General features: G+C 71.0%; 25 protein-coding genes. 7 read left to right on the forward strand and 18 right to left on the reverse strand.

Annotation, left to right across the window (positions count from 1 at the left end; all coding sequences use genetic code 11):
* The coding region (locus CXR44_RS12130) for a hypothetical protein (protein WP_219601765.1) at window positions 1-553 on the forward strand (553 nt) is incomplete at its 5' end.
* Here the strand turns inward: CXR44_RS12130 and CXR44_RS12135 are convergent.
* A complete protein-coding gene (locus tag CXR44_RS12135; RefSeq protein ID WP_144069934.1) occupies window positions 498-1,841 on the reverse strand; it encodes a hypothetical protein in 1,344 nt (447 codons plus the stop codon). The genes CXR44_RS12130 and CXR44_RS12135 overlap by 56 nt on opposite strands.
* A gap of 83 nt (window positions 1,842-1,924) precedes the next feature.
* Window positions 1,925-4,447 (reverse strand): SCO7613 C-terminal domain-containing membrane protein, encoded by a 2,523-nt coding sequence (locus CXR44_RS12140; protein WP_180903349.1) that lies wholly within the window; start codon window positions 4,445-4,447, stop codon window positions 1,925-1,927.
* Window positions 4,448-5,002: 555 nt separating this feature from the next.
* On the opposite strand from CXR44_RS12140, the gene CXR44_RS12145 reads away from it, so the two are divergent.
* The 3 genes from CXR44_RS12145 to CXR44_RS38870 all read left to right on the forward strand — a co-directional run bounded on the left by CXR44_RS12145 (window position 5,003) and on the right by CXR44_RS38870 (window position 7,915).
* Window positions 5,003-5,254, forward strand: coding sequence for a hypothetical protein (locus CXR44_RS12145; protein WP_101785750.1), 252 nt, complete (start codon window positions 5,003-5,005; stop codon window positions 5,252-5,254).
* A complete protein-coding gene (locus CXR44_RS12150; RefSeq protein ID WP_144069936.1) occupies window positions 5,251-7,338 on the forward strand; it encodes a hypothetical protein in 2,088 nt (695 codons plus the stop codon). Before CXR44_RS12145 ends, CXR44_RS12150 begins: the two co-directional genes overlap by 4 nt.
* A 166-nt stretch (window positions 7,339-7,504) precedes the next feature.
* A complete protein-coding gene (locus CXR44_RS38870) occupies window positions 7,505-7,915 on the forward strand; it encodes a hypothetical protein (protein WP_144069937.1) in 411 nt (136 codons plus the stop codon).
* Between the two features lie 233 nt (window positions 7,916-8,148).
* Here CXR44_RS38870 and CXR44_RS12160 read toward each other — a convergent pair whose 3' ends face one another.
* On the reverse strand, window positions 8,149-9,027 hold the full coding sequence (locus CXR44_RS12160) for an NAD(P)H-binding protein (RefSeq protein ID WP_101785756.1): 879 nt from the start codon (window positions 9,025-9,027) through the stop codon (window positions 8,149-8,151).
* Window positions 9,028-9,233: 206 nt separating this feature from the next.
* Between CXR44_RS12160 and CXR44_RS12165 the strand changes: the two genes are divergently transcribed.
* Entirely contained in the window at window positions 9,234-9,785 is a 552-nt protein-coding gene (locus CXR44_RS12165; protein ID WP_101785758.1) for a helix-turn-helix domain-containing protein, read from the forward strand.
* 46 nt (window positions 9,786-9,831) lie between these two features.
* Here CXR44_RS12165 and CXR44_RS12170 read toward each other — a convergent pair whose 3' ends face one another.
* The 11 genes from CXR44_RS12170 to CXR44_RS12215 form a co-directional block, all read right to left on the reverse strand.
* Window positions 9,832-10,614 (reverse strand): methylated-DNA--[protein]-cysteine S-methyltransferase, encoded by a 783-nt coding sequence (locus CXR44_RS12170; protein WP_101785760.1) that lies wholly within the window; start codon window positions 10,612-10,614, stop codon window positions 9,832-9,834.
* A complete protein-coding gene (locus tag CXR44_RS12175) occupies window positions 10,611-11,171 on the reverse strand; it encodes an RNA polymerase sigma factor (protein WP_245899104.1) in 561 nt (186 codons plus the stop codon). Before CXR44_RS12175 ends, CXR44_RS12170 begins: the two co-directional genes overlap by 4 nt.
* Window positions 11,172-11,367: 196 nt before the next feature.
* On the reverse strand, window positions 11,368-11,667 hold the full coding sequence (locus CXR44_RS12180; protein ID WP_101785762.1) for a DUF1416 domain-containing protein: 300 nt from the start codon (window positions 11,665-11,667) through the stop codon (window positions 11,368-11,370).
* Window positions 11,667-12,506 (reverse strand): sulfurtransferase, encoded by an 840-nt coding sequence (locus CXR44_RS12185; RefSeq protein ID WP_101785764.1) that lies wholly within the window; start codon window positions 12,504-12,506, stop codon window positions 11,667-11,669. The genes CXR44_RS12180 and CXR44_RS12185 overlap by 1 nt, the downstream gene beginning before the upstream one ends.
* Window positions 12,503-12,916: a DUF4395 domain-containing protein gene (locus tag CXR44_RS12190; RefSeq protein WP_101785766.1), complete on the reverse strand. Its 414-nt coding sequence runs from the start codon at window positions 12,914-12,916 to the stop codon at window positions 12,503-12,505. The genes CXR44_RS12185 and CXR44_RS12190 overlap by 4 nt, the downstream gene beginning before the upstream one ends.
* A gap of 62 nt (window positions 12,917-12,978) precedes the next feature.
* Complete coding sequence (locus CXR44_RS42140) at window positions 12,979-13,062, reverse strand: putative leader peptide (protein WP_350668905.1); 84 nt, start codon at window positions 13,060-13,062, stop codon at window positions 12,979-12,981.
* A gap of 32 nt (window positions 13,063-13,094) precedes the next feature.
* Complete coding sequence (locus CXR44_RS12195; RefSeq protein WP_101785768.1) at window positions 13,095-13,577, reverse strand: thioredoxin family protein; 483 nt, start codon at window positions 13,575-13,577, stop codon at window positions 13,095-13,097.
* Window positions 13,578-13,677: 100 nt separating this feature from the next.
* The gene (locus CXR44_RS12200) at window positions 13,678-14,553 is read right to left on the reverse strand and encodes a zf-HC2 domain-containing protein (protein ID WP_101785770.1); all 876 of its coding nucleotides are present in this window, start codon (window positions 14,551-14,553) and stop codon (window positions 13,678-13,680) included.
* Window positions 14,550-15,062, reverse strand: coding sequence for a sigma-70 family RNA polymerase sigma factor (locus CXR44_RS12205; RefSeq protein WP_101785772.1), 513 nt, complete (start codon window positions 15,060-15,062; stop codon window positions 14,550-14,552). Before CXR44_RS12205 ends, CXR44_RS12200 begins: the two co-directional genes overlap by 4 nt.
* Window positions 15,063-15,099: 37 nt before the next feature.
* Complete coding sequence (locus tag CXR44_RS12210) at window positions 15,100-15,765, reverse strand: LmeA family phospholipid-binding protein (protein ID WP_101785774.1); 666 nt, start codon at window positions 15,763-15,765, stop codon at window positions 15,100-15,102.
* Between the two features lie 122 nt (window positions 15,766-15,887).
* A complete protein-coding gene (locus CXR44_RS12215) occupies window positions 15,888-16,139 on the reverse strand; it encodes a MoaD/ThiS family protein (protein ID WP_101785776.1) in 252 nt (83 codons plus the stop codon).
* 174 nt (window positions 16,140-16,313) lie between these two features.
* Here CXR44_RS12215 and CXR44_RS12220 point away from each other — a divergent pair, with 174 nt between their 5' ends.
* Window positions 16,314-17,006: a response regulator transcription factor gene (locus CXR44_RS12220; protein ID WP_101785778.1), complete on the forward strand. Its 693-nt coding sequence runs from the start codon at window positions 16,314-16,316 to the stop codon at window positions 17,004-17,006.
* A gap of 75 nt (window positions 17,007-17,081) precedes the next feature.
* Here CXR44_RS12220 and CXR44_RS12225 read toward each other — a convergent pair whose 3' ends face one another.
* Window positions 17,082-18,863, reverse strand: a complete 1,782-nt coding sequence (locus CXR44_RS12225; RefSeq protein WP_101785781.1) for a bifunctional metallophosphatase/5'-nucleotidase — start codon at window positions 18,861-18,863, stop codon at window positions 17,082-17,084.
* A 108-nt stretch (window positions 18,864-18,971) separates the two neighbouring features.
* Here CXR44_RS12225 and mshD point away from each other — a divergent pair, with 108 nt between their 5' ends.
* Window positions 18,972-19,892: a mycothiol synthase gene (gene mshD / locus CXR44_RS12230; RefSeq protein ID WP_180903351.1), complete on the forward strand. Its 921-nt coding sequence runs from the start codon at window positions 18,972-18,974 to the stop codon at window positions 19,890-19,892.
* Here the strand turns inward: mshD and CXR44_RS12235 are convergent.
* From CXR44_RS12235 to dcd, 3 genes are all read right to left on the reverse strand, one after another.
* Complete coding sequence (locus CXR44_RS12235) at window positions 19,889-20,896, reverse strand: inorganic phosphate transporter (protein ID WP_101785783.1); 1,008 nt, start codon at window positions 20,894-20,896, stop codon at window positions 19,889-19,891. The two genes, mshD and CXR44_RS12235, sit on opposite strands and share 4 nt — an antisense overlap.
* A gap of 5 nt (window positions 20,897-20,901) precedes the next feature.
* A complete protein-coding gene (locus CXR44_RS12240) occupies window positions 20,902-21,519 on the reverse strand; it encodes a DUF47 domain-containing protein (protein WP_101785785.1) in 618 nt (205 codons plus the stop codon).
* A 173-nt stretch (window positions 21,520-21,692) separates the two neighbouring features.
* The gene (gene dcd, locus CXR44_RS12245; protein WP_101785787.1) at window positions 21,693-22,268 is read right to left on the reverse strand and encodes a dCTP deaminase; all 576 of its coding nucleotides are present in this window, start codon (window positions 22,266-22,268) and stop codon (window positions 21,693-21,695) included.
* Window positions 22,269-22,297: the final 29 nt, after the last annotated feature.

Genomic DNA, 22,297 nt, shown 5'->3' on the forward strand with positions numbered 1-22,297 from the left:
CGGGCGCGCGGCGCTGGTCGCCGTCGGTGCCGTGGTCAGCGTGCTCGCGGCCGTCACCGCGTACACCGTGGACGGCTACCTCTTCTTCGAGCAGGTCTCCACACAGGAGGACACCACGGAGGTCGTGGTGCCCGCCGGCCGGGCGGGCAAGGTCGACGACGTCGAGTGGAAGGCCTCCGTCGCCCGGACGAAGGCCCCGGCGGGCAGCCGGCACGGCCCCGACGTCGCCTGGATGAAGATCGACATCACCCAGAAGGTGCTGTCCGACGGCAGCGCCACGCTGACCGGCATGCCGGGCGACCTGAGGCTGCACGACCGGGCGGGCCGCAGCTGGGCCGTCGAGCTGGGCTCCGGCGACCGGCCGTCGGACCGGCTGGAGGTCGGCCGGGAGTACGCGCTCCAGGGCCTCGCGGTGGTGCCCGTCGCGGTGGCGGACCAGGTGGAGCTGGCGTTCACGCCCAGCGCCTACCGCTCCGACACGCCGACCGACGACCTGTTCAAACGGCCGACGACTCCGGAGCCGCCCCGGACGACGCTGCGCTTCCGGCGGTGAACGCCTCGCCGCGCAGCCGGGCCCGGGTGGCCGCCAGGTCGAACGCCGCCGCCAGCAGCGCCATCGTCACCGTCGTCACGAGCAGGTCGCGGACGAACGACACCGGCGCCCCCAGGTAGAACCACGTCCACTCGACCTGCGAGCCGATCAGCGTCCGCACCGCCCGGTCGGCGTACTGCGCGCCCACGGTGACGGCCACGTGGCACAGGCACATCATCCCGAACAGCGGCGCACCGCCCTTGACGATCAGCCGCAGGGAGTTGACCAGCGGCACCCAGCGCTCCTGGAAGCCGCCGGTGAGGCGGTTGACCGACTGTCGGGTCAGGGCGTGGCTGCCTTCGAGGCGGTCGACGCCGCGCTCGAACCGGGTGCCGCTGACCATGGTCCGGGTGTCGTCGGCGTACGTGCCGAAGACGAGCATCGCCACGGTGAGCCAGACGAGCGGCAGGGCGACGGCGCCCAGGAGGAGCGGCCACACCTCGCCCAGAGCGGAGGCGACGGCCTCGACCACCGCCACGTTCTTCCTGGCGCTCGTCAGCGCCTCCTCCGCCCCGGAGACGACCGCGCGGTGCTCCACCCACTCCGTCCTGGCCTGGGCGAGCGCGAACGTGGCGTTGAGCCCGTAGAAGACGAAGGCGAACTCGGAGAAGGCGGCGGCGAACCCGTAGAACCGGCCGCCGCCCCTCTCCACCAGTTTGGCGAACAGCGTCTTCAGCCCGAACGCGGCGACCATCGTGCCGGCGGACACGCGCCAGTCGATGTCGATGAAGACCTGCCCGACCCGGGACTCCTCCCCGAACAGAGCGGCGTCGGTCAGGTCGAAGATGTGATGGAACACGTCCATCTGCACCAGGTCACGCGCGTCCTCCACCTGGAAACCCCACGCCAGGTAGAGGACGGTGAAGGCCGGCGCGACCCGGTCGAGCGCCGTGAAGAACGGCTCGTCCGCCGCTCCCTCGGCCGCGCGGGCGCGCGTCTCCCACAGGGCGCCGCGCAGGCTGTGCAGCATGCCGGTGACGACGGTCATCCCGGCCAGCACGACGAGGGTGAGCAGCGTCGTCATGATGACGAGGCGGACCTGCCGGAAGTCGCCGTAGGCCACCTCGGTCGCGGCGTAGAGCAGTCCGAAGCGGATCAGCTCGCCCGCCGAGAACCACAGGGCGAGCGCGAGGCCGCACCTGCCCAGCAGCCGCAGCGCGTGCAGGGGGAGCGAGAACGGCGACGGCATCCTCGGGGCCGGCGGCGGCGCAGGTCGAGGTGGTGCCGCCACACCGGACGAACCTGACATCTGGTGAATGGTAGCGGTCTGCCCCGAACGCCGCAGCTCACCCCACAGCCCGGGCCGCTGTGGCCGGCCGTCCACCGGTGGCGTCACCCCATCGCCGTCAGGGTGTCACGCAACCGGCGCAGGTCCCGCATGCGGGCCTCGTACGTCGCCCCGACCACCACGAGCAGCAGCCCGCCCGCGGCGATCGGCACCCAGTTGGGCACTGCGAGAATCATCTCCGACACGTACGGGGCCAGTTCCCGCATCGCGACCCCGGCGACCACGACGGCTCCGACCACCGTGGGGGCCTGGAGCCGGAGCCGGGCTCCGGCGAGCAGCACCGCCAGCGCCAGCAGGCCGAGTACCGGCGACCGCCACCGTCCGGAGTCCGCGTAGACCGCCACCAGGCTGGGCAGCATCGTGAAACAGAGACCCGCACCGTAGGCCGCCCAGGACGAGACCGGCGCGCCGCGCCGCCGTCGCCACCAGCCGGATGCCAGCAGGACCAGCGAGCAGGGCACCGTGTACGCCTCGACGACGGTGACCTCGTCCGCCGCCAGCCGCAGCCACGAGGCGAGCAGGAGCAGGGCGGTGCCGCCGTACCTGAGGCCGTTCGCGCCGCCTCGGCCGGCCGGGTCCGCCCACAGCGACATGAGCAGCACCAGCACCCCGGCCACGGCGAATCCCCAGCTCGCCGCGACCAGGACGCGCAGGCCCAGCGAGAACCCCACCGCCACCGCCTCCAGCCCGAGGAACAACGCGGCGAATCCCAGTCCCCAGACCCGGAGCCGCTTCATCCTGGCCGTCAGCGCCATCGCGGCGGCGGCCGACGCCAGGATCGGCAGCACGGTCAGCGTCGCCGGCTCGCTGCCGAACGCGTACGCCGCCGCCCGTACCGAGAACGGACCGGCGACGAGCGCGCATGCCGTCGCCCACCAGGGCGCCCGGCACAGTGTGGCGGCCACCGCGAGCGTGACGGCCAGCACCGCCTGCACCGACACCGCGGCCGGATAGGGCACCCCGAAGGCCTGGGGGGCCACCGCGACCAGGAGAGCCCCGGACACCAGCGCCCCCGACGCCAGAACACCGGCCGCGGTCGCCCTCATCGGCCGAGAGTCGGCACCACGCGCGGCCGCCGCCTCCATCGGTCGAGAGTCGCCATGCGCAGCCGCCGCCTCCATCGGCCGAGAGTCGGCACCATGCGCGGCCGCCGCCTCCATCGGTCGCACACCGGTGCCACGCGCGGCCGCCGCCAGGAGGCCGGCTGTCACCGCGCCCAGCGCCACCACGTCCGCCGGCGAGACCGGCTCGAACGGCTGCCACTCCCGTCCGTTCCACGTGCCCGTCCAGAGCGTGTCCAGCCAGGCGAGCGGCGCCGCCAGCGTGACCACGAGCCGGGGCAGCAGCGTCAGCGTGGTCAGCAGCGCCACCAGCCCCCCGGTGGCCATGCCCGCCAGCCGTACCCTGCGCCAGGGCAGCCAGGTGGCCGCGAGCCCGAAGGCGAGTGCCGGGACGAGGTACGCCAGCGGACGCCAGTCCGTGCCGGTGCCGTTGAGCGCGGGCCGCGTCAGCGCGGCCGGTACGGCGATCAGTGCGAGCGTGGTGCCGACGGTGACGGCGGAGGCCCAGATCTGCCCTTCGGCCTCGCCCGGCCTGGCCAGCAGCCACGTCACGAATCCGCCGAGCAGAGCCAGCGCGGCCAGCGGAGCCGACCTGACCAGGGCCTCACCGGTGGACGGGGACCCCAGCGCGTGCGCCGCGCCGCCCAGCAGGGCGAGCGTCGCGACCACGCTGCCGACCAGGGCGGACGTCACCCTCACGGCTCCCCGGCCATGGCGGGCCAGGGCGACGTCCAGCGCGGCCGTGGCCACCAGCATGGCCACCAGCCAGGTCGCCGACCGGTCGCCGGTCAGCAGTGGCAGGACCGGCTGCGCCAGCACCACGGCGACCGGAGCGGGTCCGCGAAGCCCGGTCATCCGGGCATAGGCCACCAGGACGAGCGCGGTGACCCCGAGCACCCCGGCCACGTAATGCGGCGCGTCGAGGGCGTCGACCCCGAGCAGTCCCACCCTTTTGGCCGCGTAGCCGTCCAGCAGCAGCAGCGCGACCGCGAACCCGGCCATGGTCTCGGCCGTCGCGGTGAGCCCGCGCCGGATCAGCGCGACCGGCGCCAGCATGACCAGCGCGGTGAAGACGGCCAGCACGGCCGCGCGCCCGCCGATGCCCAGCAGTCCCCAGCTCACCACGGTGAACACCACCGCTGCCACCGTCAGCAGCAGGCCGCCGAGGATGAGCAGGACGTTCTTCGCGGTGCCGGGGGAGACCTCCCGCGTCGGGGCGCCGGGCCCCGTGGCTCCGGATCCGGCCGCCATCGCCGGGTACGGCGGCTGCGCACCCGCGGGCCCCCGACCCGCGGCACCCGTCCCCGCGGGCCCGTCGCCCTCCGCACCCGCAGCTCCCGGGCCGGCCGCAGCCGTGCCCGCCGCCCCCTGAGCCGTCGCGCCGGCGCGCAGCACGCCGAGCAGTTCCGTGCGGCGGGCCTGCAGCCGCGCCTGCTGCTCCAGCAGCCCGGCGAGGGCCTGGTCCACCTGCCAGAGCTCCTGCGCGGCGGCTCCCTGCAGAGGCAACGCACACTTCGGGCACCTGGTCACCGGCTCCGGAGCCCCGGTCCCCGTCCCGGTGTCGGACAGCGACGCCCCACAGTCAGGACATTTCACGCTTTCGTGCACCAATACCCGCCTTAACCCGTCGAGACCCCCCATACTTCACCGTGACGCACTTGCGAACCACTGTCATCACCAATCACGAGGAACGGCCGCGACCTTGCCGGTCGCCGCCTGCCGGCTGTGAACCGCTGCCGCCGGTGTCCCCGCCGGTCGGCAGACCTGCCGCCCCTGGCCCCGGGCCCGCCCCTGGCGCGCAGGAACCGCGAACCCTCCCTCGGTACGGCGGACGAAGCCCTGACCGGCGGCGCCGCACGACTCGTCCACCCTCGTTCGACTGGCCGTTCGGGAGCATCAAGATCGCGAAAATGGAAAGTTCCAGACGAATGGTGCCCGGCTGACAGAAATACCGTTTTCGTCCGGCGGCATGACGAAGGAATGGCGGCGTGGCAAAGTGAATCGGAACAAATGTGAGACCGGTCGGGCGCGGTCCGCGTACAACATCGGTAGGAGGTCAGCATGGCTACTCGTGCCGAGTTGGTGAACGCGCTGCGCCGCGCACAGGAGTTGTCGGACCAGCACTGGCATTCCCTGGACCGGCCGCTGCTGCAGATGTCGAGCGGCCGGACGTGGACGGGGCCCACCGCCGACAGGTTCGCCGGCGACCTGACGCACCAGCGTGCGGAGCTGTGGCGAGGGCTGCGCGGAGTCATCGATCACCTCGACGAGACGATCTCGAACCTGACCACGATGGGGCCGCGGGACGAATGACTTTCTCCTCGATCGACGCCAGAGAAATGCACCAACTCGGATATGGCGTGCAGAATGCGGGAAAAGGCCTGACCGAATGCGCGGCACAGCTCCGGGCGATTCTGAACGAGGTCGAGCTCACACACCCCGGCGTGGCGGTGATCGGCCGGATAGGGCAGTGGCTGACCGACCAGGCCCCCGACCTCTACCGGCGGCGCGATCTCGCGTACGAGGCCGGGAAGGTCGACGTGGACGTCTTCGGCAACCCGGTGCCCGGCCCGGTCGTCCCGGCCGGGATGACGCGGATCGACGAGGCCCGGATCATCCCGGCCACGGTACGTGCCGAAGCGGCGCAAGCGGCTCCCCTGTTCACAGCCGCCGCCCTCGGGGACGCCGGCGCGCGGGAGAAGCTCGCCGCCTTCGCGGAACGGCTGTCCGAGCCGCGGTTCGCCACCGCCCTCGTCGAGCAACTCGGCGCGCGAGGTCTCCTCGCGATCCCCGCCGCCATGGGGACACGGGTGCGCAAGGCGCTCGACGCCGACGACGGTTCGGCGGCGGCCGTCCGACGGCAGAACCGTGACGTCCTGTCCATGCTGAGCAAGGCCCTCGCCACGGCCACCGACCCGACCGGCAGCGCGCGTCTCAGCCGGAAGTCCCTGGAGGAACTGAAGCAGCAAGGCCGCACGGAGATCCCGGCTCCGGACATGGGCGGGCTGACGAACCCCGGCTACTGGTCGCTCGGCCAGATCCTCGCGGCGGCGCCGCGGCAGGCGTACAGCGCGTGGTTCATGAAGACCATCGGCCAGGACATGATCCGCTGGGACCGCGACTACCTGAAGCAGCACCGCGTACGGTTCCTGCCGAAGGACACCGACGTCTACAACGTCCCCGCACCCATCGATACGCGCCCGTTCCAGGGCTCCGACGCCATCGGAACCGCCGACCCCATCGCCGCGCTGATGACCGTCGCCGGCACCTCACGTGAACGTGCCCAGGCACTGCTCGACAGCCGCGACCTGCTGACGTACCTGCTGAAGGATCGGCGTCCGCAGTGGGCGATGGGCGATCGCGGCGAGTCGCTGGGCACGGCCATGGAAGCCGCCATGAAGGGCGCCGACGCCGGCTCCAAACGGCTGGCGGTCATCGCCACACAACTCCTCGCCGACGAGGTGAAGCCGCGCGTGTCCGTCAACGACGCCGGCGAGATCGAGTTCAAGAACCCCTCCGAACTCGACCGACTCTCCGGCATCCGCCAAAGCATGGGCCGCATCCTCGCCGAACACTCCGACGACATCGTGTTCTCCTACTTCTGGAACCAGCCGCGCGCGGACGACAACGAGCTCACGGGACATGTCGACGGAAGGAACACCGCTCGTTTCAACCCGACCGACCTCGATCTCGTCATGCTCGAGACAGCCGTCGATGACCAGGGCTACCAGGCACTGCTTCGCGGGGAGATCGCGGACATGCGCGGCAAGATCGATCAAGGTCTGGCCACCGGCAACGGGAAACTGCTGAACAACGTGATCGCACTCAACTCCACAGCGCTGGGGCACCTGGTGGAGGCACGCCGGATGGCTCTCGTCGGCCGGGGCAGGGAGGCGGACGCAGCGGACGAGGAACTGCGGAAACTGGTCCAAGAGGGGATCGGCCTCGTTCCCGTCCCCTTCGCCGGCCAGGTGGGCAAGGCCGGACTCGAAGCAGCCGGCAGCATCTACGAGAACTTCGTGAAGGGCGGTTACACGAAGGCCGGGGACTGGCTCGTCAAGCAGAGCGGCCACGCCGGCGGAAAGACGGGCAAGGCGTTCAGCGATGCCGCATCCAATGACCTGGCCGCCCAAGAGCTGGTGAAGCAAATGCTGGCATCGTCGGCCGTGGCCCATGAGGCTTACAGCCACAAAGATCTCAACCCTTTCATCGCGGTCGGGAATCCGCCGAGGGTGAAAGATCCGCTAGACATGAACAAAGCCGAATACGAGTATTTCACGCGCTGGATAGCGGACAACACCACGGTGCCTGCCAACTACAAGGAAGCACAACAGAGTGCCTACATAGGGGCCAAGGAACTCCGCGACAATCTCAAGGCTGCGACTAAGGATGAATAGGCTTCCATGGTGGTTCTGCACAGCCGTCGCTGTGATGATGATCGCCGGATGCACGCAGGACACGCCCGCGCCTGTTCCGACACATGCTCCCGCACCCGTCCAGTCCCCCCTCGCCGACAGACCCCCCTACCTTTGCTACTTCATCCCACAGGCTGCAGTGGCGGACGTGACCGGCTACACCGGTCCCTATGATGCGGGTGACGATCAACACAATCCGGACGGCTATGCCTGCGTTATATCAAATGAAGAGCAGAGCCTCTTCATTACAAGCTACGACGCATCAGGCTCCCGAAGGGCCATTGAGCAATACATCGAGTTCGGGAAGACGCGCAATCCTACCGCACTTCCCAAGGAACTGGGCAAGGGCCTGATAAGCGACTTCGATATCCGACTCTATCCGTACCGGACAGTAGAGGCCTGGTTCCGTTGCGGATCCAATAACTCGCTCATCACTATCACGATCAAAGAAAATCGTGCACGGAACCAAGATCGAGACCTCATCCAGCTCATGCGGATAGCTCAGCGGCGGTTCGCCGAGATGTTCAGGTGCACCCCCGGCGGCCCGCCACAGGGCTAGCACGGCGGCGCCGCACAGTTCGTACGTCAGCGGCCGGCATTCGCACGTCAGCGGCACCACGCGGATGTTCCGGCAGAAGCGGCCCGACGTGCGGCCCATGGAAGTCAGGAAACTCCGGCCTGACGTGTTGGCAGGTCAGAGGATCTTCGCGGTGACTTGGATGGCCGTCCGTGCTCAGAGTTCGGAGCGACTCTCTCCGGCGCTTCACGGCCTCGCCCGGTGCGCCCCGCTTGTCAGGGGGCGCGGCGGGTGAAGTCGGCGGCGTGGTCGTGGGCCCACTCGGCGAACGTGCGGGCGGGTCTGCCCGTGACCGCCTCCGCGGTCGGCAGCGGGCCGTAGGCAGTTATGTCGAAGTCGTCCATCGCCGCCGGGTCCGCCTCCTGCCCCGAGTAGTCGGTGAAGCCGGTGAGGAAGTCGGCGTTGTCCGCCGCGAAGCCGCCCTGCGCGAGATACAGCTCTCTCGCCTCGGCGGGCGTGACGGCCTCGAAGCGGATGTCCTCGCCGATGGCCTCGGCGATGGCCTTCACCTGGTCACGGCGGCTGATCGTCTCGGGTCCGTTGAGGTCGTAGGCGGCGCCGGCGTGGCCGTCCTCCAGGAGCGCCGCGGCGGCCACGTCGGCGATGTCCGCCTCGTGGACGGGGCACCAGGCCAGGTCCGGGCCGAAGTCGCGGACGACCCGCCCGGCCCTGATGGACGGTCCCCAGATCCACAGCCGGTTGAGCATGAACTCGCCGGGCCGTACGTGGGTCCACTCCAGCCCCGACTCCTCCACGGCCCGCTCCACCGGCAGGTGGAAGTCCGTGTCGAAGCCGCCGGTCACGGCGCCCGATGACAGCACCACGACACGGCGTACGCCCGCCTCCTTGGCCAGCGCGACGACCTCCTTGGCGGTCGCCGCCACCGGGAAGAGGTACATCCGCTCGACGCCCTCCAGCGCCGACCGCAGGCTCGGCGGGTCGTGCAGGTCGCCCTGGACGGTCTCCACGGGCCCGTCGAGGCGCGCCCGGCGCGGGTAGCGGGTCACGGCCCGCACGTCGGCTCCGGCCCGTACGAGCCGCTCGGCGACGATCCGGCCGACATTTCCGGTTGCTCCGGTCAGCAGAATGCGCATCGCCCCATCATCGGCGGCCCGATATCGGACGGCAAACGCGAACATCGTGTTCACATAGCGCCTCCTACCAGGCACGACACCCCTTCATGGGGCCTGGAAAAGAATTTCTCGGGAGACGTTCCCGGCGGGCCACGAAGCCTTTTCCCGGCGGTGACAAAGGTGCGCCTGACGCACCCAACGGCCGTCGGTTGGGCGACGATGGCGGCATGGAACCACGGCAGGCACTCGGCGCCGACCCGCGCGCGGTCGGTGAGCGGCTGCGGCGGCTGCGCCAGTCGCATGGGGTGTCACTGGCCGAGCTCGCCCGGCGGGCCGGCATCGAGGAGGCCACGCTGTCCGGTCTGGAGGCCGGCGCGGAAGACCTGGCACTGGAGACGCTGTGGGCCATCACGGCCCAGCTCGGTGTGCCCATCGGGGCGGTCCTCGACCCGCCCGCGCCGCCGCGCCGCCGCGTCCGCGGGTCGGCGGTGGAGATGGTGCTGCTCCAGTCGTTCGAGGACGAGACGGTCACCTACGAGCTCTACCGGCTGCGCGTGCCGCCCGGCCCCGGCCGGACCGCGCCCGGCCACGACAAGGGGGTGAGCGAGCACGTCACGGTCTTCAGCGGGAGGCTGACCGCCGGGCCGGTGGACGCGCCGCTGACGGCCGGCCCGGGAGATCACGTCTCGTGGGGCGCGGACGTGCCGCACTGTTACCGGACGCTCGGCCCCGAAGACGTCCACGCGTGCCTGCTCCTGCGCAGGCCCTCTCTGCGCTGACCGCCCGCGCTGACCGCCCGCGCTGATCGCCCGCGCTGACCGCTCGCTACGCGGCCAGGCCGGTGGGGCGGCAGGTGCGGCAGGGGCGGTAGCCGGCCGAGCCGGCCTCGGCGAGGGTGCGGAAGCCGTGCCGGTGCGCAGGCGTGATCCGCCGGGCGTTGTGGCAGGTGGGCAGGCACACCACCCCGGTCGTGTCACTGGCCAGGTAGAACACGCGGTCCTTGGCCAGCCGGCGCAGCCGGTCCAGGTCCACGCCCTCGGCGCGCAGCAGCCGTTCCTTGGTCGCGGCGCCGAAGACGTACTCCCCCGCCTCCCCGTCGGCGCGCGTCACCCGGTGGCACGGCACGAGCAACGGCACGGGGTTGCCGGCCAGCGCCGACCCGACCGCGCGCACCGCGCCCGGTCGGCCGACGCGGGCGGCGACCCACGAGTACGGCCGGACCTCGCCCCGTGGGATGCCGCGGACGGCCTCCAGCACCTCCCGCTGGAAGTCGGTCGCCCCGCGCAGGTCCAGGCGGAGCCCGCCCGACCGGCCGGTGCGCAGGGCGGGCAGCAGCCCGGCGGGCGGACGGGTCGCGGCCAGCAGCGGACGCCCGAACCGCCGCCTGAAGCCCTCCGTGAACCGCCGCCGCGCGTCATCGTCCGGCCCGGCGTGCATGGGCTCGTCGGCCTCGCGGACGTAGGCGACGCCCTCGTCGGTGAACGCGACGAACACCTCGCCGACGGGACCGGCGACTCGTACCCAGCGGGCAGCGATCCGGTCCAGCAGTCCGTCGGGCGCGTCGGCGGCCAGGGCGGCGAGGCCGGCGAGCAGCGGATCGTGCGTCATCGGGCACCTCCAAGCGCGCGCAGCCGCTTCAGCCCGCGCGATACGTGCGACTTGACCGTGCCCTGGGGCACCCTCAGCACCTCGGCGATCTCGCTGACCGGCAGGTCCACGACGTGCCGGAGCACGACGGCCGCCCGCTGCTCCTCCGGCAGCAGGGCGAGCAGTCCGGCCAGCTCGTCGCCGGTCTCGTGGCGGACGGCCGCCTCCTCGACCCCCTCGCGCGGATCGACGGTGTCTACGGGCTCCTCGCGCAGATCGGGCGGCGGCTTGCGCGACTTGGCGCGGGCGCAGTTGCGCCAGATGTTCATGAGGATCGTCAGCAGCCACGCCCGGGGCCGCAGCTCGGCGATGCGGGCGGCGTCGTAGCCGGCCACCGCCCGGTAGGCGCGCAGGAACGTCTCGGCCGTCAGGTCCTCGGCGTCGGCCCAGCGGCCGCACAGCCGCAGCGCGGTCGAGAAGACCACACCTCGGTGCGCGCCGTACAGCTCGGCGAACCCCTCGTCGAGGTCGTCGAGCAGCGCCTTGCGCACCGGGTCGAGACAGTCGATCTCACTCACATCCTGACCAACACCACCGGACGCGATCCGGTTGCACCCCTACTCTTCCGGAAACCCACTCATTCCGGAAACGCGCTCTTCCCGGGAACGCGCTCTTCCCGGGAACGCGCTCTTCCCGGGAACGCGCTTTTCCCGGGAACGCGACGGGCCCGCGCCGTCGCCGGCGCGGGCCCGTCGGGTGCCTGTGGCGGTGCCGTCAGACGGCGACCGCGAGCTGGGACACCTCGCCCAGCTTGGCCTCGACCTGCACGTCCTTGGTGACGCCGCCGCCCGCGATGATGCGGACGGTCCAGTCACCGGGCGCGGCGAAGAAGCGGAAGATGCCCTCGTCGGACACCACGACCTCGCCCGTGAACTCGCCGGAGTGGTCGAGCAGGCGCGCGTAGGCCGTGTCGGCCCCGGTCACCACGCCCTGGATGACCGCCTGGTTGGACAGGTCGATCCCGGCCGGCAGCGCGATGGTCTGCTCCGGCGCTGCGCATCCCTGAGTCGTCATCAGCGGGCCTCTCCCAGCTCGATCGGCACGCCCACGAGCGAGCCGTACTCGGTCCACGAACCGTCGTAGTTCTTCACGTTGGACTGGCCGAGCAGCTCGTGCAGCACGAACCAGGTGTGCGCGGAGCGCTCGCCGATGCGGCAGTAGGCGATGGTGTCCTTGCCGAAGTCGACGCCGGCGGCGCCGTAGAGGGCGCGCAGGTCGTCGTCGCTCTTGAACGTGCCGTCGTCGTTGGCCGCCTTGGACCACGGGATGTTGCGGGCCGTGGGCACGTGACCGCCGCGCTGGGCCGCCTCCTGCGGGACGTGGGCCGGCGCGAGCAGCTTGCCGGTGAACTCGTCGGGCGAGCGGACGTCCACCAGGTTGAGCTTGCCGATGGCCTGGACGACCTCGTCGCGGAAGGCGCGGATGGAGTGGTCCTGCTCCTGGGCGACGTACTGCGTCTTCGGGCGCTCGGCCACGTCCTTGACGAGCTCGCGCGAGTCGAGCTCCCACTTCTTGCGGCCACCGTCGAGCAGCTTCACGTTGTCGTGGCCGTAGAGCTTGAAGTACCAGTAGGCGTAGGCGGCGAACCAGTTGTTGTTGCCGCCGTAGAGCACGACGGTGTCATCGTTGGAGATGCCGCGCTCGGACAGCAGCGTCTCGAAGCCGGTCTTGTCCACGAAGTCGCGGCGCACCGGATCCTGGAGGTCCTGCCTCCAGTCGATCTTCACGGCGCCACGGATGTGGCCCTTGTCATAGGCGCTGGTGTCCTCGTCGACCTCGACGAGAACGACGCCGGGCGTGTCGAGGTTGGCCTCGACCCAGTCGGCATCCACCAGTGCGGCGGAGCGGCTCATTGGTGAACCTCCAGTGTGGCGGCGGGCAGTAGACGGCGAAGAAGCAGGTACGTTTCGCAGCCGAGGCAGAATCCGAAGGCTGCGTTGAGGAAGGCGGCCAGGAGAGCCCCGGCCGTGGCCCCGAGGGCCAGCGGCGTGATCCCGGCGAGCAGTCCGGCCAGCCCCGCGACCGCGAAGACGAGCCCCACTCCCTGCGCGAAGCGCGGCGGGCGGGCGTCCTCGGTCTCCTTCGGGGCGCTCCTGACGAGCGCCTTGAAGAGCATCACGTACGGAGAGCGGCCGGCCAGTCCGAGCGCGAACACCACCGCCTGGGCGGCCAGCAGCCAGGCGCTGCCCGTCACGAGGACGAGGACCAGGACGAGGGTGGTGACGGCCGCGCCGAAGCGCAGCGCTCTGGGGTCGGCACGCATCGAAGGATGCTCCTGAAGGGGGTCGGGTTTGGGGCGGACGGGAAATCCGCGCGAGACCGTCCTCAGGCAGCGCGACAGAGCGCGGTGGCCACGCGGCAGAAATCAACCGCGCGCCGCTTCGTCAGCAGCTCTGTCGATGGGTTCATGGCGATGACACTACTCGCCGTCTCGCCATCTGTCACATCTCGTCCGGTTGGTGAGACGGTTCATGAGACGGATCGTGAGACGGCCGCCGGTCGCGCGCCGCTTCGGGGGCGGGGACGACGTCCGCGAGGACGGCGAGGACCTCGGCCTTGCGCGGCTGCCCCGAGGCCCGCCTGACGATCCTGCCGGCCGCGTCGAGCACGAGGACGGTCGGGGTGCGCGTGATGTCGAGCTCGCGCACCAGGTCCAGCCGCGACTCGGCGTCGATCTCGACGTGCGCGACGCCGGGGACGAGCGCGCCGACGTCGGCCAGGACGCGGCGGGTCGCCCGGCACGGCTGGCAGAAGGCGGTGGAGAACTGCACGAGCGTGGCCCGCTCGCCCAGCGGCGCGCCGAGCACGGTGCCGGTGAGACGGTCTCCCGCCTGCTCGCGCATGCGTCCGTCGCGGCGCAGTCGTACCACCCCGATCACCGTTCCGAGCGCCAGCGTCGCCAGCACCACCCACACGCCTGTCATCGCGTGAGGTGCAACCACGACGGCCCCGGATTGCTTCCCGTCCCCGGCGGAACGGCCGCCCGTACCGGTCGCCCGTACCGCCCGTCCGGAACGGCCCGTATCAGTCGCGGCCGGTCACCGGGACGCGTACGAGCACCCGCCCGGTGGAGTCGACCACCTCGAAACGGGTGACGGCGGCCAGGGCCACCGGCGCCTGCGCCACGTGGTACGGCGCGCCGGCGCGGTCGGGGCGGGTGACGGTCCAGCTTCCGGTGGGGTGCCGGTCGCCGCCGCGCGCCACGACGACCACCTCGCACGTCGTCCCGGCGGGAACTCCGGAGACCCGGACCGCCAGCTCGGTCCGCGCGCCGTCCGGCGTGGCCCGGACCGTGGCCCGGACCGGGGCCCGGCGGTCGCCGCTCTGGCCCGTGAACGTGCGCCCGGCCGCCCGCTGCTCGGTCGCCTTCTGCTCGGCCGCCTCCTGGTCGGCCTGCTGCCGCTCGGTCGCCCGCGGCGCGGGCGACCTGGTGGGACTCGGCTCGCTCCTGAACTCCTGGTCCGGGGCGATGAGCGGGTTGGCCTCCTCCGGCGCGCCCGGCTCGGCCTCGGGGCCGGTGGTCATGGCGGGCGCCGCGGGCGCCGAGGCCGCGGTGCCCCCGTCACCCGGCCCGTCCACGGCCGTCCAGACCGTGCCGCCGAGGACGATCGCCGCCGCCGAGGCCGCCACGGCCTGCAGGACGCGGCGTGTCCGGCGCTTCCTGGCCCGCGCCTCGTTCAGCAGCCGGTCGAGCACCTGGCGCGGCGGCCCGGCCACCAGCGCCACGTCGTGCTCCGACACCTTGCCGAGGAACGCCGAGACCCCCTCCAGCTCCACCAGCTCCGCCCCGCACGCCTCGCAGGAGGCCAGGTGCAGGTCGATCTCCAGCGCCTCGTCCGGGTCGAGCGCGCCCAGCGCGTGGGCGCCCAGCGCGATCCGCACCTCCTCGCACGTCGTCATGGCGCCAGCCCCCGCTCCTGCAGCGCGAGCTTGAGCGCCCGCAACGCGTAGTAGGTGCGTGACTTGACCGTGCCGGGCGGGATGCCGAGCGTGGCCGCCGCCTCCTTCACCGATCGCCCCCGGTAGTAGACCTCCAACAGCACCTCGCGGTGCTCCGGCCGCAGCGCGGCCAGCGCCTCGGCCACCGCCCACGACTCGACGGCCCGCTCCAGCTCGTCGTCCGCGGGGACGACGGCCAGCGCCTCGTCGCCGGTCTCCGGCGGGCGAGACCTGCGCGCCCGGTGCTGGTCGACGACGAGGTTGCGGGCGACGGTGAACAGCCAGGCGCGGATGGGGCGGTCGGCGAGCGCCTCGGGGTGCCGCCACGCCCTCAGCAGCGTCTCCTGCACCACATCCTCCGCCCGTCCGGAATCACCGGTCAGCCGCAGCGCGTAACCGTAGAGTGGCCCGGCGTGCTCGTCGAAAAGGGTCCGCACGAGCTCCTCGTCGGCGGTTCCTGCTGGACTCACACCCTCATCACGTACGGCGGGGCGGAGTGGTTCACCCTCATCCACGGAGCGGCACGTCGGTCGCTTCGGCCGTGAACTCCAGACCGTCGGCCACGTTCCTCACCCCCGTCACCCTGACGTCGAAGGGCAGGCCGCCCTTGAACGGGATGGTGTAGTTGACCAGGCCCGCCAGCGAGTCGGGCACGCCCTCGATCCGCTCCGCCTGCAGCCTGATGCCGCCGTCGGCGACGTCCACCCGCAGCTCGGCGTTGAACTTCACCGGGTTGGCCCCCACCCTGACCTCTCCGGACGCGACGAGCCGCCGGCCGTTGCCGCTGATCCGGACCCCGTCGGGCGCGAACTTGTCGATCGTCGCCCTGGTCAGGGTGCCCCGCACGGTCAGCCGCCCGGCCCTGATGTCGGCCCGGTTCTGGATGATGTCGGCGAGCGGCGCCGTCACGTCGTAGGCGGTGCCGCGCAGGCCGCGCACCGGCACCCCGCCGTAGGTCAGGGTGCCGAGGTCGAAGCGTACTTCCGGATAGTGCCCCGACACGGCCTGGGTCAGGAACGGGACGCCCTCGATCGTCACCGTCGGCTGCCCGCTGAGGTCGGCGGCGGCCGCGATCCTGTTGGCCAGGTCACGCTCCACCCCCGCGACCGCGACGCGATCCACGGCGACCAGAAGGACGACCAGGATGAACAGGAATACGATCAGCTTGCGCATCGGGCTCCCTGGTCTCGGGCGGGTTGCTGAGCTTATCGGCTGGTACGGCTCATTCCCCGGCGAAGCCGTCGATCACCCTTCCGCCGGAAGATCGGCGATCACCCTCTCCTCCGGACCGCCGGTCATCCGCCGGCGAAAGGCGGAAGCACCTCGACCGTCACGCCGTCGCCGAGCACCACCTCGTCATGCGGGCGTCTGCCCACCGGATCGCCGTCGACGAGAAACGACGAACGACTCACGACACGCGCGAGTTCGGCGCGGTCGCGTGTGATTTTCGTCATGAGTTCGCCCAGCGTGGCCGCCTCGAATGTTTCCTCGGCGATGCCGGCCGCCGCCTTCGCCGCGGCCCAATACCTGACTTTTCCAGTAGCCATGGCTTCCTCATACTCGGCCCCACTCCGTTGTGCGGCATCGTTAACACAGTTGTCGCAGGTGACGCGGTGTTCATCTGCCGGACGTCCCATGGACGCGCATTTCCCTTGATATATCCTCGCCTACAGGACCTGGGCGATGTAGCCCCCGGGTCCTTGCGTGTTTGAGGAGGCCGAATGAGCAACCTGCTCCTGCTGACCAACGCCCTCGAGCCGTCGTCCGAGGTGCTGCCGGCGCTGGGGCTGCTGCTCCACTCGGTCCGCGTTTCCCCGGCGGAGGCCTCCGCGCTCATCGACACCCCACCGGCTGACGCCGTGCTCGTCGACGCCCGCAAGGAGCTCGCGCACGCCAAGAGCCTGTGCCGGCTGATCCGCACGACGGGCATCGACTGCCCCCTGCTGGTGATCGTCACCGAGGGCGGGCTGGCCGCGATGACGGCCGAGTGGGGCGTGGACGACGTGCTGCTCGACAGCGCCGGTCCGGCGGAGGTGGAGGCGCGTCTGCGCATCGCCGTCGGCCGCATGTCGCAGGCCGCCGGGGAGGACGTGCCCGACGAGATCCGTAGCGGCGACCTGTCGATCGACGAGGCCACCTACACGGCCCGGCTGCGCGGCCGGGTGCTCGACCTGACGTTCAAGGAGTTCGAGCTGCTGAAGTACCTCGCGCAGCACCCGGGGCGGGTCTTCACCCGGGCCCAGTTGCTGCAGGAGGTCTGGGGCTACGACTACTTCGGCGGCACGCGCACCGTGGACGTGCACGTGCGGCGGCTGCGCGCCAAGCTCGGCACCGAGTACGAGTCGCTCATCGGCACGGTCCGCAACGTCGGCTACCGCTTCGTCCCCGACCGCGCCGACCAGGCGCACGTGTAGCGGGACAGGGCCCGGCCACCTGCGGTGGCCGGACCCTGCCGTGCTCTGCCGTAAGGGATGTGAACGAGGGGACGGTCAGTCCGTCACGGTGATGCGGCCGGTGGTCGGCGGGGCGACCGGGCTGTGCTCGCCCAGGTGGGCGACGAAGGCGTCGATGTCGAGCGGCCCGCTCCACACGTCCGTGCCGTCCCGGAAGGCGAGGAACGCGTCACCGCCGCCGACCAGGAAGTTGTTGGCCGCGACGCGGATCGGCTGGGAGTCCGTGACGGGGCTGCCGTCGATCCGGATGTCGGACACCTTGGAGCCCCAGGGGGCGGACCGGCTGTAGGTGTAGGTGAGGTTGGCGGAGGGCTGCAGGATCTTGGTGAACGCCTGGTTGTTGGGGCCCCCGGTGAACTGCTGTTCCAGCACCGTCTTGAGCTGGGCGCCCGTCAGCGTGACCACCTGCATGAGGTTGTTGAACGGCTGGACGGTGAACGCCTCGCCGTAGGTGACGACGCCGTCGCCCTCGCCCGCCGGGGAGCCGGCGTAGGTGAGGGGGGCGCGGACGCCACCGGGGTTCATCAGGGCGATCTGGGCGTTGCCGCCGGTTCTGGTGGCGGCGAGCTGGGCGTCGGCGATGAGGTCGCCCAGCGGCGTCTCCCCGCTGGGGGCGGCGGTGTTGCCGATGTCGGCGGTGATCCGGCCGACCGGCTTGTTGGCGACCCCGGCGACGCGCTCCTTCCACAGGTTCACGAAGGTGGAGATCTCGGGGTCCGGCGCGACGGTGCGCGTCACGACGTGGTTGTCCGCCACGACCGACGAGCGGACGATGTCGCGGGACTGCACGTCCACCTGCATGTCCACCTGCGTGATGACCCGGCCGAACGAGCCGCCCTGCGAGTAGAGGCGGTCGCGGCCCGACGGGTCCTTGACCGTGCACAGGTAGGCCTGGTGCGAGTGGCCGCTGAGCACCATGTCGATCTCGGGGGCGACCTGGGTGGCGATCCGGTTGCCCACGCCGGGGACGGCGCTGCACGCGTCGGGCGACTGGCCCGCGGTGACCTGGTCGCCCTCGTGCACCAGCACGACCTGGGCCCGCACGCCCACCAGCCGGAGCACCTTGGAGGCGAGGTTCGCGGCCTTGACCTCGTCGGCGAACTTGAGGTCCTTGATGCCCTCCGCCGTGACGATGTTCGGCGTGGAGGTGGTGACCAGGCCGATGAAGCCGATCGGCACGCCGTTCATCCACTTGACGCTGACGGGCGGCAGCGCGGGCACGCCCCAGTCGGACATCAGCTCCTGGACCGCCGGCTGGTTCGCCAGCGCGGCGAGCGCGTCGGTCTTCTCGTCCGGGTTCTTGAACAGGACGTTCGCGCCGACGTAGTCGAAGCGGGCGCCCTTCCACTCCCCGGCGGGCGAGCATCCGTCGACCGGGTGGCAGCCGCCCTTCATGATGCGGCGCAGTTCGTCGTAGCCCTCGTCGAACTCGTGGTTGCCGACGGCGGCCACCTTGAGCCCGATCTTGCCGAGGAACTCGACCGACGGCTCGTCGTGGTACGCCGCCGAGATCAGCGGCGTGGCGCCGATGAGGTCGCCCTGGGCGACGGCGATGGTGTTGGGGTCGGCGTGGGCCTTCATGTGGGCGGCGACGTAGGCGGCTCCGCCCGCCTCCACGGTCTGGCCGTGTTCGTCGACCATCCGCCCGGAGGACCCGGTCGGGGGCTCCAGGTGGCCGTGGAAGTCGTTGAGCGAGAGCAGGCGGACGGGGACCGTCCGGGCGGTGTTGCTCGCGTCCGCCGGAGCCGTGGCGAGTAAGGCCGCGCCCGTGGCGACGGCTCCGGCCAGCGCGAGCCGGAGCAGGGAACGAGAGGTCATGGCCCAAGACGTTACGGCGGCGAGCTTGGCAGCCAATGTCGCAAAGGTAACGATTCATCCGCCGACCCCCTGGCGCTATTTGCCAGGCGTACGCCTAGAGTTCGAGCTGTGACCGTGCACGTGAAGATCGAACAACGGCTCGATGACCAGGAAATCACCGAGGTGCTGCAGCTCGTCGAGGCGGCGACGGAGGCCGACGGCGTCCGACCGCTCAACGAGCACGTGATGCTCCACCTGCGCTACGGCGGCGACCCGCGCGCCCGCTCGCTGCTCCTCCACGACGGGGAGTCCCTGGCGGGCTACGCGCACGTGGATCCCACCGACGAGGTCGAGGGGCCCAGCGGCGAGCTGGTCGTCCACCCGTCGTTCCGGCGGCGCGGGCACGGCGGCCGGCTGCTGAGCGCCGTCCTCGACCTGACGGGCGGCAGGCTGCGGCTGTGGGCCCACGGCGACCACGAGGCCGCCGGCGTGCTGGCCGCCTCGCAGGGGCTGCTCCGGGTGCGCTCGTTGTGGCAGATGCGCCGGTCGCTGTTCGCGCCGCTCGCTCCCCTCGCGCTGCCCGACGGGGTGCGGCTGCGCACGTTCACGCCCGGCCAGGACGAGGAGGCGTGGCTCAAGGTGAACGCCGCCGCCTTCGCCCATCACCCGGAGCAGGGCGCGTGGAGCCTCGGCGACCTGCGCCAGCGGGAGGCGGAGCCGTGGTTCGACCCGGCCGGCTTCTTCCTGGCCGTGCGCGGCGAGCGGATCGTCGGCTTCCACTGGACGAAGATCCACGGGTCCTCCGAGCACGGGCACGAGCCGCTCGGCGAGGTGTACGTCGTCGGGATCGACCCCGCCGAGCAGGGCAACGGCCTCGGACGGGCGCTCACCGTGGCCGGCCTGAGCCACCTGCGCTCGCGCGGCCTCGCCCAGGCGATGCTGTACGTGGACGAGGCCAACAGCGCGGCCATCAGGCTGTACGAGTCGCTCGGCTTCAACCGGTGGGACGTCGACGTGATGTACGCCGCCGTCCCACCCGCCGGAGCCTAGCTCTCGATCAACCAGTGGAGGGCGAAGTAGGACAGCGCCGCCACCAGGGCGGCGGCCGGGATCGTCAGGACCCAGGCCGTGACGATGTTGCCCGCCACTCCCCACCGCACCGCCGACAGCCGCTTGGTGGAGCCCACGCCCATGATGGCGCTGGTGATGGTGTGGGTGGTGGAGATGGGCGCGCCGAACCCGATCGCCGCCCCGTACAGGACGATCGCCGCCGCGCTCTCGGCGGCGAACCCCTGCGGCGGGTCGAGCGCGATGATCCGGCGGCCCAGCGTCCGCATGATCCGCCAGCCGCCCGCGTACGTGCCGAGCGAGATCGCCGTCGCGGCGGCCAGGATGACCCACTGCGGGATCGGGTCCTGCTCGCCGGCGTAGCCGCCCACCACGAGCGCCAGGAAGATGACACCCATCGTCTTCTGGGCGTCCTGCAGGCCGTGCCCGAGCGCCATGGCGGCGGCCGAGATGGTCTGCGCGTAGCGGAAGCCGCGGTTGGTCTTGCCTGGTTGCGCGTTGCGGAAGATCCAGTAGATTGCGATCATGATCCCGGCGCCCAGCATGAAGCCCGTCAGCGGCGACAGGATCATCGGGATGACGACCTTCTCCACCACGCCGTCCCAGTGGACGAGGCTGGACGACGCCAGCGCGGAGCCGACCAGGCCGCCGATCAGCGCGTGACTGGAGGAGGACGGGAGCCCGAAGTACCAGGTGATGATGTTCCAGACGATCGCGCCGATCAGAGCCGACGCCACGATGACCAGACCGTGGCTGCCCTGGGGAGCGTCGATGATCCCCTTTCCGACGGTCTGGGCGACCTGGGTGCCGAGGTGGGCACCGATGAAGTTCATCGCCGCGGCCATGAACAGCGCGGCTCTGGGAGTGAGGGCACGCGTCGAGACCGAGGTCGCGATGGCGTTCGCCGCGTCGTGGAAGCCGTTGGTGTAGTCGAAGACGAGCGCTACGACGACCACGCCGATGACGAGGGCGAGCGTGAGGTCCACGAGGCCTAGCTTTCCTTGACCGCGATCGACTCGACGGTGTTGGCCACGTGCTCGAAGGCGTCGGCGGCCTCTTCGAGGGCGTCGATGACCTCCTTCATCTTCATGACCGTCAACGCGTCGTACTCGCCGCTGAACAGCTTGGCCAGCAGCCGCCGGTAGACCTGGTCACCCTGGTTCTCCAGGCGGTTGACCTCGATCCAGTACTCGTTGAGGTTCTTCATCGACCGCAGCCGCGGCATGGCCTCGGCCGTCAGCTCGGCGGCGCGCTCCAGCACCTCGACCTGCCGCACGACGTCCTTGGGGAGGTGGTCGAGCTGGTACAGGACGATGAGGTCGGAGGCGGCCTCCATGGCGTCCATCACGTCGTCGAGGTTGGACGCGAGGCGGTAGATGTCCTCGCGGTCGAACGGCGTGATGAAGCTCTCATTGAGCCGGTTCATGATCGCATGGGTGCGTTCGTCGCCGGCGTGCTCGCAGGCGCGCATCTTTTCGGCCAGGGCTTCCCTGTCCGACCCGTCACTGATGATCTCGACCAGCAGACGGGATGCCGTGACCAGGTTGTTCGCCGAGTCGGCGAACAGGTCGTAGTAGCTGTCCTCACGTGGCGTGAGACGCAGGCGCACGTCGTTCTCCAGATGTGCGGGGATGGTCCGTGGAAAGAGTACGGGTTACCAGGAGAAATGCGAACTTCGTGTCCCCTTCGCCTACTGGCTACCCTCCGTACGCCGTGTGACACGAGGATGCCGGGTAGTTTCGGCGCCATTTCGCCCGGAGACCTGACCACCCTGTCCAGCCCTCAGATTACGGTGCGGTGAAAATCCTTGAACGACCGGGACGGCGTCGGGCCGCGCTGCCCCTGGTAGCGGGACCCGTACCTGGCCGAACCGTACGGATGCTCGGCGGGCGAGCTCAACCTGAACACGCAGAGCTGACCGATCTTCATCCCCGGCCACAGCTTGATCGGCAACGTGGCCACGTTCGACAGCTCCAGCGTGACGTGCCCGCTGAACCCCGGATCGATGAACCCCGCCGTGGAGTGCGTGAGCAGCCCCAGCCGCCCCAGCGAGCTCTTCCCCTCCAGCCGCGACGCCAGATCCGCCGGCAGCGTGATCACCTCGTACGTCGAGGCCAGCACGAACTCCCCCGGATGCAGGATGAACGGCTCGTCCCCCTCGGGCTCCACCATGCGGGTGAGGTCGGGTTGCTCGATCGCCGGGTCGATGTGCGGGTACCGGTGGTTCTCGAAGACCCGGAAGTACCGGTCGAGCCGCACGTCGATGCTGGACGGCTGAAGCATCTCCCGGTCGAACGGATCGAGCGCCAGCCGCCCGGAGTCGATCTCGGCGAGGATGTCACGGTCGGAGAGCAGCACGTGGACGAACCTACCGCGTACCCGCCCGG

It is taken from the genome of Nonomuraea indica (genome assembly GCF_002850745.1).
GTDB lineage: Bacteria > Actinomycetota > Actinomycetes > Streptosporangiales > Streptosporangiaceae > Nonomuraea > Nonomuraea indica.

Excerpts from the sequence above, each read along its gene's own strand:
- CXR44_RS12185 (WP_101785764.1), bottom strand. The coding sequence starts at position 12,506 with ATGAGCCGCTCCGCCGCACTGGTGGATGCCGACTGGGTCGAGGCCAAC.
- CXR44_RS12165 (WP_101785758.1), top strand. The coding sequence starts at position 9,234 with ATGGAACCACGGCAGGCACTCGGCGCCGACCCGCGCGCGGTCGGTGAG.
- CXR44_RS12145 (WP_101785750.1), top strand. The coding sequence starts at position 5,003 with ATGGCTACTCGTGCCGAGTTGGTGAACGCGCTGCGCCGCGCACAGGAG.
- CXR44_RS12150 (WP_144069936.1), top strand. The coding sequence starts at position 5,251 with ATGACTTTCTCCTCGATCGACGCCAGAGAAATGCACCAACTCGGATAT.
- CXR44_RS12220 (WP_101785778.1), top strand. The coding sequence starts at position 16,314 with ATGAGCAACCTGCTCCTGCTGACCAACGCCCTCGAGCCGTCGTCCGAG.
- CXR44_RS12180 (WP_101785762.1), bottom strand. The coding sequence starts at position 11,667 with ATGACGACTCAGGGATGCGCAGCGCCGGAGCAGACCATCGCGCTGCCG.
- CXR44_RS12170 (WP_101785760.1), bottom strand. The coding sequence starts at position 10,614 with ATGACGCACGATCCGCTGCTCGCCGGCCTCGCCGCCCTGGCCGCCGAC.
- CXR44_RS12135 (WP_144069934.1), bottom strand. The coding sequence starts at position 1,841 with ATGTCAGGTTCGTCCGGTGTGGCGGCACCACCTCGACCTGCGCCGCCG.
- CXR44_RS12195 (WP_101785768.1), bottom strand. The coding sequence starts at position 13,577 with ATGACAGGCGTGTGGGTGGTGCTGGCGACGCTGGCGCTCGGAACGGTG.
- CXR44_RS12190 (WP_101785766.1), bottom strand. The coding sequence starts at position 12,916 with ATGCGTGCCGACCCCAGAGCGCTGCGCTTCGGCGCGGCCGTCACCACC.
- CXR44_RS12225 (WP_101785781.1), bottom strand. The coding sequence starts at position 18,863 with ATGACCTCTCGTTCCCTGCTCCGGCTCGCGCTGGCCGGAGCCGTCGCC.
- CXR44_RS12160 (WP_101785756.1), bottom strand. The coding sequence starts at position 9,027 with ATGCGCATTCTGCTGACCGGAGCAACCGGAAATGTCGGCCGGATCGTC.
- CXR44_RS12215 (WP_101785776.1), bottom strand. The coding sequence starts at position 16,139 with ATGGCTACTGGAAAAGTCAGGTATTGGGCCGCGGCGAAGGCGGCGGCC.
- CXR44_RS12200 (WP_101785770.1), bottom strand. The coding sequence starts at position 14,553 with ATGACGACGTGCGAGGAGGTGCGGATCGCGCTGGGCGCCCACGCGCTG.
- CXR44_RS12210 (WP_101785774.1), bottom strand. The coding sequence starts at position 15,765 with ATGCGCAAGCTGATCGTATTCCTGTTCATCCTGGTCGTCCTTCTGGTC.
- CXR44_RS42140 (WP_350668905.1), bottom strand. The coding sequence starts at position 13,062 with ATGAACCCATCGACAGAGCTGCTGACGAAGCGGCGCGCGGTTGATTTC.